Annotated in this window: 3 protein-coding genes and 1 pseudogene; all 4 read right to left on the bottom strand. The window is 71.5% G+C overall.

All coding sequences use genetic code 11. The annotated features are described in order from the left end of the window. Nucleotides 1-565: 565 nt before the first annotated feature. A complete protein-coding gene (locus tag FGW31_RS30065) occupies nucleotides 566-1,339 on the bottom strand; it encodes a helix-turn-helix transcriptional regulator (RefSeq protein WP_142196691.1) in 774 nt (257 codons plus the stop codon). 742 nt (nucleotides 1,340-2,081) lie between these two features. Beyond that, the gene (locus FGW31_RS30060; RefSeq protein WP_182674900.1) at nucleotides 2,082-4,154 is read right to left on the bottom strand and encodes a HelD family protein; all 2,073 of its coding nucleotides are present in this window, start codon (nucleotides 4,152-4,154) and stop codon (nucleotides 2,082-2,084) included. A 236-nt stretch (nucleotides 4,155-4,390) separates the two neighbouring features. Further along, nucleotides 4,391-5,968 carry an MFS transporter gene (locus FGW31_RS30055; RefSeq protein ID WP_142196690.1) on the bottom strand — a complete coding sequence of 526 codons (1,578 nt, stop codon included), beginning with the start codon at nucleotides 5,966-5,968 and terminating at the stop codon, nucleotides 4,391-4,393. A gap of 464 nt (nucleotides 5,969-6,432) precedes the next feature. Next, nucleotides 6,433-17,922 (bottom strand): annotated as a pseudogene (locus tag FGW31_RS30050) (type I polyketide synthase); the annotation flags it as partial.

The following is a 17,922-nucleotide window of genomic DNA, read 5'->3' as shown; positions in this document are numbered from 1 at the left end:
TATCGCCAGTCGCCCTTCGATCTGCCACCGACCTCGGAAGAAGCGACCGGAGCAGGCCCGTCCCGCCCGTCCCCTCACCTCCCGCTCGCGGTTCCCCCGCATGCTCCGTTACGCGGCCGCCCCGACCCTGCCTCCGGTCCGCTACGGGCCCTTGGCCCGGTCGGTGCCGAAAGCTCGGCGCCCGGCGTCACGGGCTGACGGACAACGTCGGCCGACGGACCTGGCCGCCGCAGCCGACTCATCGCCTCGGGTCGGCCCTTTCGGCCCTCGTCGGCGCCCAGCGCTCCGGGAGACCGGGCGGCGTGACTCAGAGGTGACCGCGCCGCCGGAAGGCTATTCCCCCTCTGCATTCGATAACCCGAGGGAGAAGTTCTGGGCTGCGATGCACAGATACAAGGGCTGCGATGCGCGCATTAAAGGGTCGGGACATTGTCGTTCAAGGGCCGGGACATGCTCGGATGTCCCGGCCCTTGGCGGTTTGCTCGTCACGCAGCGGCAGGCCGCGACCGAGGAAGGAAAGCACCAGCCGTGCCGACGGACAGCGTTTCGCCCATCGGTCGACACCTCACATGACGAGGAGCCCCGACTCCATGGCCCGAACAACCGCAAGGGTCCGATTGGGACAGTTCAGCTTGGCCAAAATGATGCCGACCGTGCGTTTGACTCCGTGTTCGGAGATACTCAGCGATCGAGCGACTTGTCGGTTGCTCAGGCCTTCGGCGATCAGGCGCAGCACCTGGTGTTCACGTGCCGTCAGAGCAATCATCGACGCGCGCCTCGAAGTGATGTCGTCGCCGGCTTGATCGGGTGTCGCCACGGATCGGCGCGCCAGGGTCGGCGACACATGAAATCGTCCGGCCTTCACGTCGACGATCGCTTCACGCAGGGTCTCGGGGCGGAGATCCGACCAGTCCAGGAAGCCCTTCGCATGATCGACCCAGGATTGCTCGACAACGTCCGCCGAATCCACCAGGATCAGTACCTGCACGTTCTGGACGCGCAGCTTTTCGGCGATCTCGCCAGGAACGGACCCCAGAGCATCGCTGTCCGAAATGACCAGTCGGCCGTTGCAGAACGCCGGGAGATCCTCGATGTCCGTGATGGATTGCGCCGTCAACTGGATGTCGAGCGAACGAAGCATTCCCTCGATACTGTATCGACGAATGTCGTCTTCGATTATCAGCGCTATCTCGGTCTGCAACAGGGATGGCCCAGCCTGCGAGGAAACTCGTCTGCCAAGAACATCGGGCGTCGAGCAGTCCGACCGACTGCCATACTTTTCGCGATTTCCGCTGCTCGGATTCGGTTGCCAGATTAACCTGTCCTTCACGCTACCCATACCAGCGATCCCCCGTTGCCCATATCAGTGGTCCCCCATTTTCGCATGTCGATATACGGAAGGTCCAAGTCCTGATAGCTGAGGATGGCACGGAGTGACGGGCACTGTCCACCCCGAACTCGCCGCCCCGTGATGGGCTTCACTGGCGCGAGTAGCGAGAGGTGCCTGCGCTTCCGCCACGCTCGATCGGCAAGGCATCTCCGAAGTGAAATCTCAAGTAAAAATTCCGCATAGGCCCGCATATTTTTGTGCCACGTTCAACGACTCCGACCTGACGCGTATGCCGGGTTCATCCCGACGATCCGATCGACCGGGCAGTGCGCACTGCCCGCCCTGGTGGCCGAGAAGGTGAATCTCGTCGGCGTGGCCGGCAGGGGCGGAGCGGGCGCCGACGTGACGGTGCCGTCGATCTCGGAGGGACGGCGGCTGGGGCGGACGGCCTCGACGGCCTGGACACGCTGCGCCACGGTGGCCTGTCGCGGCGACGGACCGTACCGCCGCTCGGCGGCGGACGAAGATCCGCCGGCGGGTGGGGACGACGCACCCGTGGGCCCGGGCCCGGCAGATCGCGGAGGCGGCGAACCGCCGTGAGAAGACGCGGAAAAAACCGGCCGGCCGACCTGATCAATATCACACTGGAAAAGACGGTCGCCGCTGGGCCGGTCGACGCGCACGCCCGCCTCGACATCCCCCAGGCATGGGGCGACGGCGCCCGCGGCAACGAGTCGCGGGCGCCGAATCGTCAGGCGGGCTGGACGGTGACGGTGCAAAGACGCTTGGTGGCCCGGGTCAGGGCTACGTACAAGTCCCTTTCCCCACCGGGGCGGGCCGTGATGATGTCCTCGGGGTTCATGACGACGACCCCGTCGAATTCCAGGCCGCGCGCTTCGGACGCCGGCACGATGCGTGCCTGGTCGGCGATCCCACGAGCCGTCAGCTCGCTCACCCTGGAGTCGGCGCAGACCACTCCCAGAAGCTCGCCCGGGTGCGCGGCGCTCTGGGCGCGAAGCTCCTCGACCACGGCCGCGACCAACCCGTCCGCAGGTGCGGTCACCGTGCGAGGACGCTCACCGCTTCGCAGTGACCGCGTGGGCTTCTGGTCCGGAGCGATCCGCATGAGCAGGTCCCGGACGCTCTCCAGGATCTCCTGCGTGGTGCGGTAACTCACGGTCAGGTTGTGCAGCTTGAACCGCGGCCCGACGTGCGGGCTCAGTGCTTCCTTCCAGTCGCAAGCCGTCGCGGCCGGGCCCGCCTGGGCGAAGTCACCCACCAGCGTCATCGCCCGTGCCGGACAGCGGCGGACGATCATCCGCCACTGCATGGCCGTCAGTTCCTGCGCCTCGTCGACGACGACGTGCCCGTACGTCCGCTCGGGAGGACCGTCGACCAGGCTCGCCGCCTCGTCCAGCAACGGCACATCGGCATCGGTCCACGGATCCTCCGGACCGCGCAGCAGAAGGGACCGCTCCTGCGCGGTCAGGCGCGGCAGGTGCTCGGCGAGAGCGTCGGCGTTCGTCAGGAGCGCCTTCACGAGGTCACCGGGCACCAGCCGCGGCCACAACGCCTCGACCGCTCGGTCCACGGCGGCGTCGTCGAGGAGATCGGCCCGGATGGCGTCCAGGTCCAGCTCGTGGACCGGACCCGGGTCGGCCGCACCTTCGGCACGGCGCTGGGCGACTCCCGTGAACCGGTCGAGGTTCAGACCGGTCATCCTTTCGGCGTCGGCGTCGATCTGCTCCAGGACGTCGCCCATGTCCCGCTGCATCGCGTCGGTGACGGCGTCGACCAGCAGCTCCTTGAACACCTGGCGCGCGGGATTGTGCCCCGGCACGGCCGACAGGGCGGCGTCGCGTGCCCGGGCGACCTCCCCGCCGGAGAGGTGCACCAGTTCCTGCCCGACCCGCACGGTGAAGTCACCGGCAGGCGCTTGGTAGACGCGCAGCAGACCGGCCAAGGCGTCGGCGAGATCGGTGCTGCCCTTCAGGCGCATCGTCTCGAGCGGGCCCGCCGTGTCCGTGGACACTCCGGCCAGTTCCTGGCAGGTCGCCAGAACGACGTCGTTCTCACCGAGCGACGGAAGGACCTGGGAGATGTAGTCGAGGAACCGGGCGTTCGGGCCCACCACCAGGACACCCTCCTCCGCGGCGCGCGGGAAGGCGTACAGGACGTAGGCCGCCCGGTGCAGGGCGACCACCGTCTTGCCGGTGCCCGGCCCGCCCTGCACCACGGTCACCCCGCGGTGGGCGGAGCGGACGATCTCGTCCTGCTCGGCCTGCAGCGTCGCGACGGCCGCGTGCATCCTGCCCGTACGCCGGGCCGCCAGAGCCTCGGTCAACGGGCCGTCCCCCACGACGTCCTCGTCGGTCGGCGCGGAGCCGTCCAGCAGTTCGTCGCTCACCGAGACGACCGTGCGCTCCTCGAGACGCAGGTGCCGGCGCCGACGCAGGCCCATCGGGTGGACCGGTGTCGCCTCGTAGAAAGGCCGCGCCGCGTTCGCCCGCCAGTCCACGAGCAGAGGCAGCTCGTCCTCCTCCCGCTGCAGTCCGATCCGCCCGATGCGCAGGACCATGCCGTCCGACCAGTCGATGCGCCCGAAAACCAGCCCCTTTTCGGCGCCCTCCAGCCGGCCGATCTCCTTGGTCAGACGCTCGGCGGCCATTTCCCTCTCGTACGCCTCACCGGCGCTTTCCGACGGAGCCTTCAGCACACTCGCTCGATGCGCTCGCGCCTCGGAAAGCCGCTCGGTGAGCAGGTCGTACAGGGAGGACACATACTCCTGCTCCGATGCAACCGCACGCACAGCCGGATCATTCATTTCCGACAACTCCGACAATGGGGAGTCTCCTTCGATTCGAGCCACACCAACATGTGTCAAGTCGACGCTCATTCGATACTCGGCGGGCCCTCCGACTGAATGCATGACGACCGACCGCTTGGCGTATCACGCATTCCGTCGTTCCGTATATCGCTGGTCGCGCTCCCGACGCCCGCCTGCCTCATGGGTGAGCCCGCCTCGGCATGCCGGGGATGTCGTGCCGCGCGGACAGCGCGTCACACGGCGGTTCGAGGCTCGACGCCGCGGGCCTCTTCGTGGTCCGGCTCCGGCGCCGGCCCCTTCTTCTTTCCGCCGGCGGACAAGGCGAACAGCAGCACAGCTGCTCCGAAGAGCGCGATGAGCATGATCCAGACCGCGCCGACGTGCATGGCGTGGATGAACGCGTGATCGGCGGCCTGCGCGAGAGCGGGCTGGTCGACCGTGGTGGCGACATGCCGAGCCTGCTCGGCGGACACCAGGGCGCTGTCCTGTTGCGCCGGAGGGAGATCGCTCAGCGAGGGTTCGATCGCGCCTCGATAGGCGATCGACATGATCGTGCCGCCCACCGCGATTCCGATCACACTGCCGACCTGTCGCGCCGTGTTGGTGACGGCCGACCCGGCGCCGGACCGCTCCAGCGGCAGGCTGCTGATCAGGGCTCCGGTCACCGGGGCCATCACCATACCGACGGCAAGGCCCTGCACCAGCAACAGGATCTCGATCCAGACGAGCGGGGTGTGCAGGTCGAGGAACCCGACCGCGCCGAAGCTGAGCGCCGCCACGGTGATCGACGGCACGGCGACCGGGCGCAGCGACCATCGGCTGACCAGACGTGCGCCCAGCGGCGCCCCGACGACGGCGCCGATCGCGGTCGGCAGATTGGCCAAGCCGGCCTTCATCGGCGAGTAGCCCAGTGCGCCCTGCATGTAGAAGGCGTTGTAGAAGGTGACGGCGGCCACCGAAAAGAGCAGCAACGCCATGGACGCGTTGCCACCGCCGAACACCCGCTGCGCAAGCATCCGGGGATCGAAGCTCGGGTCCTTGACACGCAGTTCGACGAGCACGAAGGCGATCAGCAGGACGATCCCGGCCGCGATCGGCGCCCAGACGTCCGAACGGCTCCAGCCGTCCACCTGCCCCGCGCGGATCAGGCCGTAGGTCAACGCCGCAAGTCCGCTGATCGACAGCAGCATCCCGGCCGGGTCCATCGGCCGCACGACAGGGCTGCGGAAATTGGGGACCAACAGGATGATTCCGGCCAGCGCCACCACGACGATCGGGACGTTGACGAGGAAGACCGAACCCCACCAGAAATTGCTGAGCAGGGCTCCCGCCAGCACCGGGCCCGCCGCCATTCCGACACCGGTGGATGTCGAGGAAATGGCGATCGCGGTTGCCCGCGCGGGGCCGGTGAAGGTCCACAACAGCATGGCGAAGTTGGCCGGCATGATCAGTGCGGCGCCGACTCCCATCGCGGCGCGGGCGGCGATCAGCTGGCCCGCATCGCCTGCGTACGCCGCCCAGATCGAGGCCGCGGCAAAGATCACCAGGCCGACCGCGAGCACATTCCGGTGGCCGAAACTGTCGCCCAGTGCGCCGGCGGTGAACATCAAGGTCGCGAAGACCAGGGTGTATGCGCCTGTGGCCCATTGCAGCTCGGCCGGGCTGGCACCCAGCCCATCGACCGGGTCGGCGAGGGTTTCCAGGAGAATACTGAGGACGGTGTTGTCCAGCCAAATAAGAAGCGAACACACCATGAGAACGGCAAGAATCAACCGCTGCCTGGACTTCGGCAACGTCGGAGGCGCTGTCATGACCACCTTCGAATATCGATCGGCGGAAGCTTGAACGGACGGGACTATAAGCAAACAGCACAACGCTGTCAATCTTGAAATCCCTCGCCAAAACTGTTGCGACCGAACGAACTCTATGCCTCTGCCGGATTTGCGGACCGAGTAATTCTGTGCCTCTTCCTGATTTGCAAACTCAGCAGTTTTGTGGCTGCGGCGGATTTGCGAGTCGACGGATTTCATGCCTCCGGTGAGCTGTCGTGCCGCGCCGCCCGTGGGCGTCTCGGGCGGGCACGACGTCGACCACGGCGATGTTCTTCCCGCCATCCGGTGCGTCCGTCGGCCCTTCGGATCCGTCGAAGGGTCTCGACGGGTCCGAAGGGCCGGGTCGCTCACGCCTACATGGGTCCGAAGGGGCGGACGCTCAAGCCGACATGGGTCCGAAGGGGCGGACCCTCAAGCCGGCATGGGTCCGAAGGGCCGGGCCCTCATGCCGACATGGGGTCGAGCCAGCGCCGGAGGCGCGCGGCGGTCTCTGCCACCTGTTCCTCGATGATCGAGAAGTGATCCGCCTCGACGTGCTCGACCGGTCCACGGTGTTGCCAGTCGGGGACGGGGTCGACGCCTCCGAAGCCGGTCAGCGTCACGGTGGCCCGTAGATTCAGCGTCGGCGCGGCGATCGGCTCGGCCTCGCGCTCGGGGTATATCCGCACATAGCCACCCATGGCGACCAGGCCGTGGTCGTCGACGGGGGTCAGTGCGTTGTCCCGCGACAGGATCTGCCCCAGCGCATCGGTGAGCACGTGGCGGTTGAGTTCGAGGTCTTCCGGAGAGTAGGTGTCGATCATCGCCACGCCCGCGAGCCTGCCGCCGTCGTCCTCGATCCGCCGGGCGACCGCATGGGCGATCGCGCCACCTGCCGAATAGCCGATGAGCGCCACCGGGCTTCGGTCGAGTTCCGCTGCGACGGTCGCGGCGAGGCTCTCGATCGCCGCCGCCCACGTCGCCGGCAGGTCGTCGCCTGCGCGCATACCGGGCAGCCGCAACGCGCTGACCCGCCGCTCGCCACCCAGTTCACGGGCAAGGCGGGCGAACTGGTGAGGGCCCGATCCCGCCAGGAACGAGGGGATGCAGACCAGGGCCGGTGCCGCGTCGCCGCGCGCCAGGAGCTGCGCGGCCGGGCGCCGAGCGGCGGCCTCCTCGGCGGCGTACGTGGTCGTCAGGGCCGAACCCGCGGTCAGCAGGGGCATCGCCGCTGCCAGTTCACCGCGGCGATGCGCCGCCGACACCAGGTCGGTGATCGTGCCGCGCACGCCGGCCGGAGCCTGCTCGACCACGCCGGTGCCGGATTCCTCGATCTGCGACCGCACCAGTTTCGCCACGTCGACGGCGGTCGGATGGTCGAAGATCAGCGTCGACGGCAACGTCAGCTCGGTCAGCTGTACCAGCCGGTTCCGGAATTCGACGGCGCCGAGGGAGTCGAAACCGACTTCGGTGAACGGCGCGTTCGGGTCGATCGCGTCGCCGGACAGGTGGCCGAGGACCGCCGCGGCGACGTGGCGCACCTCTCGCAGGATCACGGCGTCTCGGTCGGCGTCGGGCACTGCGGCCAGCCGCCGCGCAAGGCCGACGCCGGCACTCGCGGTGGCCCGGGGAACCCGGATCATGCCGCGCAGCACCGCGGGCAGGGTGCCGCCGCGCGCCAGGGCGGTGAGTGCCGCCGTGTCCAGCAGTGCCGTCGTCGGGGTCGCCCGGTCGGTCGCGAGTGCGTTGTCGAACAGCGCCATCCCGGCGTCCGGGTCGATCGGGATCAGGCCCAGCCTGGCCCGGATCTGGCGGGCGTACTGCTCGGCACCGTCCTCGCTGAGTACCCCGGCCATGCCGACGGTCCACAGTCCCCAGGCCAGTGAGTGCGCGGGCAGCCCCGCGCTGCGCCGCAGGCGTGCCAGCGCGTCCAGCGCGCTGTTCGCGGCGGCGTAGTTGCCCTGGCCCTGTCCGCCGAGCAACGGCGCCGCGGACGAGAACAGCACGAACGCCGACAGGTCCAGGTCGCGGGTCAGCTCGTGCAGGTGCAGTGCCGCATCGACTTTCGGCGCCAGCACCCGTGTCGTCTGCTCGGCGGTCAGGGTGTCGAGCGTGCCGTCGTCCAGCACGCCCGCCGCATGGACGACGGCGGTCAGCGGGGCGTCGGTGCCGATGTCGGCCAGCAGGGCCCGGACCGCGCTGCGTTCGGTGACATCGCACGCCACGACCCGGACGTGGGCGCCGAGGTCGGTCAGCTCGGCGGTCAGTTCGGCGGCGCCGTCCGCGGCGGCACCGCGCCGCGACACCAGCAGCAGCCGTCGTGCGCCGTGCTCCGTGACCAGATGCCGGGCGACGATCGCGCCGATGCCACCGGTGCCGCCGGTGATGAGCACGGTGCCTCGGTCGAACGACGGCAACGCGCCCGGTTCGGTGGCGGGCAGCGGCTGCAGTCGCGGCGCCAGGAGCCGGCCCTCGCGAACGGCCAGGTGCGGTTCGTCCCGGGCCACGGCGTCGGCGAGCGACGTGATCGGCAGGGCGTCGCCGTCGTGGTCGATGAGCAGGAACCGGCCCGGGTGCTCGGCCTGTGCGCTGCGCACCAGGCCCGCCACGGCGGCTCCGACCAGATCGGGTTCCTCGCCGGGCAGCCCGGCGGCCGTGCGCGTCACGATCGCGAGCCGGCCGCGGTGACCGGCGCCTGTCCAGTCCTGCAACAGGGCGAGCGTCGTCAGCACGCCGGCGTGGACGTCCGCGGCACCGGTTCCGCGGGGCGCCGGCCATACCACCGTGTCGGGAACGTCCTGCAGCGCGGCGAGTTCCGCGAGATCGACACAGCGTGCCGGGGGCTCGGGGGCCTCGACGGTCGACGGGTCGCCGAGCACGACGACGCGCCCGGCGTCCCCCTCTGCGGCGGCAGGCACGGCGACCCACTCGAGGTCGAACAGCGGTGCCGCGCCGCGCAGCCGGGCCAGCGTCTGCGGCTCGATCGAGCGGGACCGCACCGACTCCATGCTCAGCACGAGGGCACCGGTCGCGTCGACCGCGTCCACGCGCAAGGTGTCCGGTGCCGTGCGGGCGATGCGGACGCGCAGGGCATCCGCGCCGGACCGTGCCAGCTGGACACCGTCGAAGGCGAAGGGCAGGGGCACCCGGCCGTCGGGCCCGCCCTCGACGAGATGGCCGACAGCCGCGTGGAACACCGCGTCCAGCAGCGCCGGATGCAGTCCGAAGTCGGTGGCGCGTGCCGCCGTGTCGGTGTCGAGCGCCAGGTCGGCGAAGACCTCCTCCCCACGCGACCACGCGGCGCGAACACCCCGGAACACCGGGCCGTACCCGAAGCCCAGGTCGCCGAGCGCGCGGTACACCTGCTGTCCGTCGACCGGCTCGCCCGCGACCGGAGGCCACACCTGGGACCAGTCCGGCGCCGAGGTCGGCGCGGCGGGCGTGAGCAGGCCACGGGCGTGCAGCACCCAGGTGTCGGCGACGCGGGCGTGGACGGCCACGGTCCGGTGCCCGTCGGCGTCGGGTTCGCCCACGGCGAGCTGGACGTCCGCGGTGCCGTCGGTCGGGAGGATCAGCGGCGCCTCGAGCACCAGTTCCGCCAGGCGCGGCACGTCGAGCCGGGCGCCGGCGGCCAGTGCGAGTTCCACGAATCCGGTGCCCGGCATCACGACCGTGCCGAAGACGGCGTGGTCGGCGAGCCAGGGGTGCGTGCGCAGCGAGAGCCTGCCGGTGAACAGCCACTCGTCCGTGCCGGCGAGCTGCACCCGGGCGTGCAGCAGCGGATGGTCGGCGGAGTCGGCGCCGGCGAGCGGCGCGGTGGTCTCCGCGGGCAGGAGCCAGAATCGTTCGTGCTCGAAGGGATAGGTGGGCAAGGTGGTCCGTGCCTGCGGCCGGCCGCCGAAGTAGGCCTCCCACCGCACCGGCCGGCCCGCGCAGTGCACGGTGGCCAGCGCGGCGACCAGCTGCTCGGGTTCGGCGACCGTGCGACGGGATCCCGCGGCCACCGACGCGCGCGCTGCGACGTCCGTCGCCGAAGTGGCGCGGGTCATGGCCGTCAGCACCGCGTCCGGGCCCAGTTCGAGGAACAGGCGCGCACCCGCATCGAGCAGTGACCGCACCGCCGGGGCGAAGCGCACTGCCTCGCGCACCTGCCGTACCCAGTACTCGGGCGTGCGCACCGCGGCGTCGGCGAAGGCGCCGGACACCGTGGAGCACACAGGGATGCGTGGCTCGTGGTACGTCAGGCCGGCGGCGATCTCCGCGAAGTCGGCCAGCATCGGATCCATCAGGGCGGAGTGGAACGCGTGGCTCACCCGCAGCCTGCTGGTCCTGACGCCCTCGTCCACCAGCCTCGACCCGAGCGCCGACACCGCCTCGGTGCTGCCGGAGAAGACGACCGCGTCGGGAGCGTTCACGGCGGCCAGCGAGACCGCGGCAGTCGCCGGATCGGCGTGAGCCTCCGCCAGCAGCTCCAGGGCCCGCTCCTCCGGCACCGCGGCGGCCAGCATGCTCCCGCCCGCCGGCAGGGCCCCCATCAACCGGCCGCGCGCCGCAACGAGCCGGCACGCGTCGGGCAACGACCACACACCGGCCACGTACGCCGCGGCCAGCTCGCCGATCGAATGCCCGGCCACCGCGTCCGGCGTCACGCCCAGCGACTCGACGAGGCGGTACATCGCCACCTCGAACGCGAACAGCGCGGGCTGGGTGTACTCGGTGCGGTCCAGCAGGGTCTCGGCGCTCGCGCCGCTCGTGGCGGCCGGCGCGTCGAGCCCGCCCGGTTCCTGTCCGCTGCCGGTGCCCTGCGCGCCGAACATCACATCCCGCAGCGAGTGCTCCAGGTGTGCGTCGAATTCCGCGCACACCTCGTCGAGCGCGGCGGCGAACGCCGGGAACGCACGGTACAGCCCGGCGCCCATCCCGATCCGCTGCGCGCCCTGACCGGTGAACAGGAACGCCGTGGTGCCTGTCCGGGCGGCGCCGTGGACGATGCCCGGTCCCGGTTCGCCGGCTGCCAGGCGTTCCAGGGCCGCCAGCAGCGACTCCCGGTCCGTGCCCACGACGGCGGCGCGCTGGTCGAACCGCGCGCGGTGCAGCGCCAGCGTCACCGCGACGTCGGTCGGGTCGAGCTCCGGGCGCTCGCGCAGCGCGTCGTGCAGACGGCGCGCCTGGGTCCGCAGCGCGTCGGTCGTCCGTGCGGACAGCAGCAACGGCAAGGCCTCCGGGCGCGGCGGATCGACCGGTCGCGGCGGGACGGCGGGTGCCTCTTCGAGGATCACGTGCGCGTTGGTGCCGCTGAGCCCGAACGACGACACTCCCGCCCGGCGCGGACGCTCGCCGGCCGGCCACGGCTCGGCCTCGGTCAGGATCCGTACCGCGCCCGCCGACCACTCCACGTGCGGCGACGGCGCGTCGACGTGCAAGGTGGGCGGCAGCACCTCGTGCCGCAGCGCCTGCACCATCTTGATCACACCGCCGATGCCGGCAGCCGCCTGCGTGTGCCCGATGTTCGACTTCAACGACCCGATGCGCAGCGGCTCGGCGCGGTCCTGTCCGTAGGCGTTGATCAGCGCCTGCGCCTCGATCGGGTCGCCCAGGGTGGTGCCGGTGCCGTGCGCCTCCACCGCGTCCACCTCGGCCGCGGTCACCCCTGCGTTGACCAGTGCCTGCGCGATGACCCGCTCCTGGGACGGACCGTTCGGCGCGGTCAGGCCGTTGCTCGCACCGTCCTGGTTGATCGCGCTGCCGCGGATCACGGCCAGCACCGGGCGCCCGCTGCGCTGCGCGTCGGACAACCGCTCGAGGGCGAGCACGCCGACGCCCTCCGCCCACGAGACACCGTCCGCAGCACTCGAGAACGGCTTGCAGCGCCCGTCCGGTGACAGCGCCCGCTGCCGGGAGAACTCCACGAACAGCAGCGGAGTCGACATGACGGTCACGCCGCCGACCAGCACCAGCGACGTCTCCCCGGCGCGCAGGGCCTGCACCGCCTGGTGCAGCGCCACCAGCGACGACGAACATGCCGTGTCCACCGTCAGCGCGGGTCCTTCCAGACCGAGGGTGTAGGACACCCGGCCGGAGACGATGCTGCCGGCCGATCCGGTCGCCAGATAGCCTTCCGCGGCACCGTCGGCGGCCTCGCGCGCCGAGTAGCCGTAGTCCTGGTACATGACGCCCGCGTACACCCCGGTGTCGCTGCCCCGCAGTGAGGTCGGATCGATACCGGCGTCTTCGAGCGCCTCCCAGGACGCCTCCAGCATCAACCGCTGCTGCGGGTCCATCGCCGCTGCCTCACGGGGCCCGATGCCGAAGAAGGCGGCGTCGAAGTCACCCGCGTCGTGCAGGAATCCGCCGTCTCGGGTGTAGATCTTGCCCGGTTTGCCGGGGTCGGCGTCGTACAGGTCGTCGAGGTTCCAGCCGCGGTCGCCCGGGATCGGGGTGATCGCGTCGACGCGCCCGGTGATCAGTTCCCAGAGCTGGCCCGGGTTTTCGACGCCGCCGGGATACCGGCAGCTCATGCCGACGATCGCGATCGGTTCGTCGGCCCCTGTCCCGGTCCTGGCCCCGGTCGAGGCGGGACGCGGTCGCGCCGGCTCCGACCCGTCGACCCGGGTGCGCAGGAAGCCCGCGACAGCGGCGGCGGTCGGATAGTCGAACACCAGCGTGGACGGAAGCTGGACACCGGTGGCGGCGGTCACCTTGTTGCGGAATTCGACTCCGCCGAGCGAGTCGAAGCCCAGTGCCGTGAACGGTGTTTCGGGGTCGATGGCGTCGGCCGACTCGTGGCCGAGGACCGCGGCGGCGATCGCGCGGACCTCATCGCGGATCAGCGCCTCCCACTGATCGCCGGGGGCGTCGAGGAGCCGCCGGCGCAACGGGCTGTCGGCGATCCGGCCGCGCGCCGGTACGTGGATCAGGCCGCGCAGCAGCGCGGGCAGCGTGCCGAGCCGGCCCAGCGCGGTGAGGGCGGGTGTGTCGAGCAGCGCGGTCATCAGCATCGGTTCGCCGGTGGTCAACGCGTTGTCGAACATCTGCATGCCGGTGTCCGGCTCGATCGGGGACAGACCGAGACGCGCACGGATCTGACGCACCAGATGCTCGGCGCCCGGGTCGTTCAACGCCTCGGCCATGCCGCGCTTCCACAGCCCCCAGGCCAGCGAGTGCGCGGGCAGACCGGCGCTGCGGCGCGCCTGGGCGAGCGCGTCCATCGCCGCGTTCGCGGCCGCGTAGTTGCCCTGGCCCTGCCCGCCGAGCAGCGGTCCGGCGGAGGAGAACAGCACGAACGCCGACAGGTCCATGTCGCGGGTGAGTTCGTGCAGGTGCCAGGCGGCATCGGCCTTCGGGGCGAGCACCCGGTCCACCTGCTCGGCGGTCAGGGTTTCGACGGTGCCGTCGTCGGCCACGCCCGCGGTGTGCACGACGGCGGTCACCGGTTCGTGCGCCGGTACGGACTCCAGCAGCGCCGCGACCGCGGCGCGATCGCTGACATCGCACGCGGCGACGCGTACGTCGGCGCCCAGCTCGGTCAGCTCGGTGACCAGCTCCGCGACACCCGGCGCGGCGGAGCCGCGGCGCGAGGCGAGCAGCAGTCTGCGCACCCCGTGCCGGGCGACCAGGTGGCGTGCGGTGACGGCACCCAGTCCGCCTGCGCCGCCGGTGATCAGGACCGTGCCGTCACCGAAGTGCCCGCCGGTCGAGGCGACGGTGGTCGCACGGATCAGCCGCGGTGCCAGCGTGGCGCCGTCGCGGATCGCGAGCTGTGGTTCGTCCATGGCGGGCGCGGCGGCAATCCGCCGGTGGATGTCCGCGAGGTCGTTGTCGTCGACGTCGATGTCGATGTCGATGTCGATGTCGACCTGCACGATGCGCCCAGGGTGTTCCGATTGCGCACTGCGTACCAGGCCGCGGACGGCCGCTGCCGCGGGGTCCGGCGTCTCACCGGGCAGACCTGCTCCGTTGCGGGTCAGCACGATCATCGTCGAGTCGGCGCAGCCCGGTTCGGCGAGCCAGTCGCGCAGCACCGCGAGGGCGTTGTGCACGGCCGCGCGGATGGTCTCGGGGACGTCGCCGCCGTCCGCCGGCGCCGTTTCGGGCGCCCAGACGACAGCCGCGCCGGTGTGGCCCCCGCCTGCCGCGAACGCCGCGACGTCCTCGAACGTCCCGGTGCAGCCTGCGACGGGCCGGCCCAGTGCGACCAGGTGCCGGTCCGACACCGCCGGTGCCGTCACCGGCGTCCAGTCGAGAGCGTAGAGCGGGCTGCGGGCACCGGCGAGAGCGTTCGCGTCCGCGGGGCGAGCGAGCACGGCGTCGATCGACAGCACCGCGGCGCCGGTGGCGTCGCAGGCGTCGATGCGCACCTTCTCGGGGCCCGAACGGACGATGCGGGCGCGGACCGCGGCGGCGCCGCGCCGGTACACACGGACGCCGCCGAAGGAGAACGGAAGCGGCAGCCTGCCGTCGGGCAGGTCGCCGGCGAGTGCGTCGATCGCAGCGTGGAAGGTCGCGTCCAGCAGCGCCGGATGCACCCCGAAGCCCGCCGCCCGGCCCGCTGCCGTCTCGTCCAGGGCCACCTCGGCGAACACGTCGTCACCGCTGGTCCAGGCGGCGCGCACGCCGTGGAAGCTCGGTCCGTAGCCGAATCCCAGGTCGGCGAGCCGGTCGTACAGACGCGTGCCGTCGACGGGCGTGCCGGCGGCCGGCGGCCAGTCGGGGTCGGTCCAGGCCGCCGTCACGCCGTCGTCGGGGGCGAGGACACCGGTGGCGTGCAGTGTCCACTCCGGCCCGCCCGGGTCGGACGGCGCGGTGCCGGTGACGGCGCGCGAGTGGATCGACAGGCGTCGACGGCCGGTGTGGTCGGGCTCGGCCACCGAGACCTGCACGTCCACGGCAGCGGCACCGTCGAACAGCAGCGGCGTCGACAGGACGAGCTCGTCCACGACGGGCAGTTCCAGGCGGCGGCCCGCGGTCAACGCGAGATCCACGAACCCGGTGCCGGGCAGCAGCACCGTTCCGAAGGCCGTGTGGTCGGCGATCCACGGCTGGTCGGTGGTGGAAAGCCTGCCGCTGAAGAGCCATTCGTCGCGTCCGGCCAGCGGCGCGGCGACGCGCAGCATCGGATGGTCGAGCGCGGAGAGACCGGCGCGGCCCATGTCGCCGAGCGCGTCGTCGTCGGGCTGCACCCAGTAGCGGCGATGCTGGAAGGCGTAGACGGGAAGGTCGAGGTGGGGGACCTGTTTGCCGGGCGACAGCGGCGCCCAGTCGACGGCAACGCCCGAGCAGTGGGCGGCGGCGAGCAAGCGCAGGAACTGGTCGACCTCGTCGACGCCGCGCCGTGAGGCCGCCGCGACCAGCGAGCGGGACGCCACCTCGTCGGTCACGGTGTGGCGGGTCAGCGCCGCCAGCACCGCGTCCGGACCCACCTCGACGAACCGGCGCACGCCGGCGTCGACGAGTGACCGCACCGCCGGGGCGAACCGCACGGCCTCGCGCACCTGCCGCACCCAGTACTCCGGTGTCAGCAGTTCGGGACCGGCCGGCGCACCGGACACCGTGGAGCACACGGCCATGCGTGGCGCCCGATACTCCACCGACCTGGCGACCTGCTCGTACTCGGCGAGCATCGGCTCCATCAGCGCCGAATGGAAGGCGTGACTGACCGTCAGCCGGGTCGTCTTCACCCCCTCGTCCGCCAGCCGGTCCTCCAGTGCGGCGATCGCCGCCGCCTCGCCCGAGAACACCGTCGCCTCGGGCGCGTTCACGGCCGCCAACGAGACCGTCCCGGCCGCGAGCAGCTCCGGCGCCCGTTCCTCCGGCACCGCGGCGGCGAGCATGGCTCCGCCGGCCGGCAGCGCGCCCATCAACCGGCCACGGGCGGCGACGAGCCGGCAGGCGGCGGCGAGCGACCACACCCCGGCCACATGGGCCGCGGCCAGCTCACCGATCGAATGACCGACCACGACGTCCGGGGTCACGCCGAACGACTCCAGAAGGCGATACAGCGCCACCTCGAACGCGAACAGCGCAGGCTGCGTGTATTCCGTCCGGTCGAGCCGGGCCGTGCGCGCGGTGTCGCCGTCGCCGGTCCCGGCACCACCGGTCCGGCCGAACATGACCTCGCGCAGCGACGTCCCCAGCAGGGCGTCGAACTCCGCGCACACCTCGTCGAGGGCGGCGGAGAACACGGGGAACGCGGCAGCCAACTCCGCGCCCATGCCGACGCGTTGCGCGCCCTGACCGGTGAACAGGAAGGCCGTCTCGCCGGCGGTGGCGACACCCGACACGACCTGCGGGGACGGCGAACCCGCGGCCAGGGCCGTGAGGCCGGCGAGCAGACCGGCCCGGTCGGCGCCGAGCACCGCGCCGCGCCGGCCCAGCTGAGCGCGCGAGGCGGTCAGGGCGGCGGCGACCTCGGCGTCATCCACCTCGGGGTGGTCGGCGAGCCAGGCCAGCAGCCGGCCCGCCTGTGCCCGCAGCGCGGTCTCCGACTTGGCCGACAGCACCCACGGTGCCCGCAGCGCCGACGAGCCCGGCTCCGCCTCCCGTACAGCGGCATCCGGTCCGGTGACCGGATCGACGGCACGGTCGCGCGGCGCCTCTTCGAGGATCACGTGAGCGTTGGTCCCGCTGATGCCGAAGGACGACACACCCGCCCGACGCGGCCGGTCGAGCTCCGGCCACTGCCGAGCCCGCGTCAGCAGTTTCACCGCGCCCGCCGACCAGTCGACCTCCGGGGTCGGCTCGTCCACGTGCAGGGTCGACGGCATGACGCCCTTGCGCATCGCCATGACCATCTTGATCACGCCGGCGACACCCGCCGCGGCCTGCGTGTGACCGATGTTCGACTTGACGGAGCCCAGCCACAACGGGTGGTCGTCCCCACGGGCCCGGCCGTACGTGGACAGCAGCGCCTGCGCCTCGATCGGATCGCCCAGCCGCGTGCCCGTACCGTGCGCCTCCACGGCGTCCACCTCGGACGCCGACAGCCGCGCGTTGGCCAGCGCAGCCCGGATGACCCGCTCCTGCGACGGCCCGTTCGGCGCGGTCAGCTGGCTGCTCGCACCGTCCTGGTTCACCGCGGAACCACGCATCACCGCCAGCACCCGGTGCCCGCTGCGCTCCGCGTCCGACAGCCGCTCCAGCACCAGCACGCCCACGCCCTCGGCCCAGCCCGTGCCGTCCGCCGACGACGAGAACGCCCGGCACCGTCCATCCGGCGACAACCCGCGCTGCCGGGAGAACTCCACGAACGTGCCCGGTGTCGCCATCACCGTCACACCACCGGCCAGCGCCATCGAACACTCGCCCTGGCGCAGCGACTGGGCGGCGAGGTGAAGCGCGACGAGCGAGGACGAACACGCGGTGTCGACCGTCACCGCCGGCCCTTCGAGACCGAAGGTGTAGGCCACACGGCCCGACGCGACGCTGCCCGCGCTGCCGGTCAGCAGGTAGCCCTCGAAGCCCTCGGGCGCTTGGGGGATCCGGGAGCCGTAGTCGTCGTACATGACGCCCATGTACACCCCGGTACGAGTGCCCCTGAGCGCGGTCGGTGCGATGCCCGCGTGCTCGAAGGCCTCCCAGCCCGTCTCCAGGAGCAGCCGCTGCTGGGGATCCATCGCCGCGGCCTCGCGAGGACCGATGCCGAAGAACTCGGCGTCGAACCGGTCCGCATCGTACAGAAAGCCGCCTTCGCGGGTGTACGAGGTCCCGAGGTGGTCGGGGTCCGGGTGGTACAGGTTCTCCAGGTCCCAGCCGCGGCCCTCCGGGAAGGGACCGACCGCGTCACGTCCGGCGCTCAGCAGCTCCCACAGGTCGTCCGGGGAGGCGATACCGCCGGGGAGCCGGCATGCCATGCCCACGATCGCGATCGGCTCGTGTGCGCGCTCCTCCAGGTCCTGCACACGCTGTCGGCTCTCCCGCAGGTCGACCGTCGCCCGCTTGAGGTAGTCGCGAAGTTT

It is taken from the genome of Streptomyces calvus (assembly GCF_006782915.1).
GTDB lineage: Bacteria > Actinomycetota > Actinomycetes > Streptomycetales > Streptomycetaceae > Streptomyces > Streptomyces calvus.
This window is presented reverse-complemented; position numbering and strand designations above follow the sequence as displayed.

Excerpts from the sequence above, each read along its gene's own strand:
- FGW31_RS30060 (WP_182674900.1), bottom strand. The coding sequence starts at position 4,154 with ATGAATGATCCGGCTGTGCGTGCGGTTGCATCGGAGCAGGAGTATGTG.
- FGW31_RS30055 (WP_142196690.1), bottom strand. The coding sequence starts at position 5,968 with ATGACAGCGCCTCCGACGTTGCCGAAGTCCAGGCAGCGGTTGATTCTT.
- FGW31_RS30065 (WP_142196691.1), bottom strand. The coding sequence starts at position 1,339 with ATGGGTAGCGTGAAGGACAGGTTAATCTGGCAACCGAATCCGAGCAGC.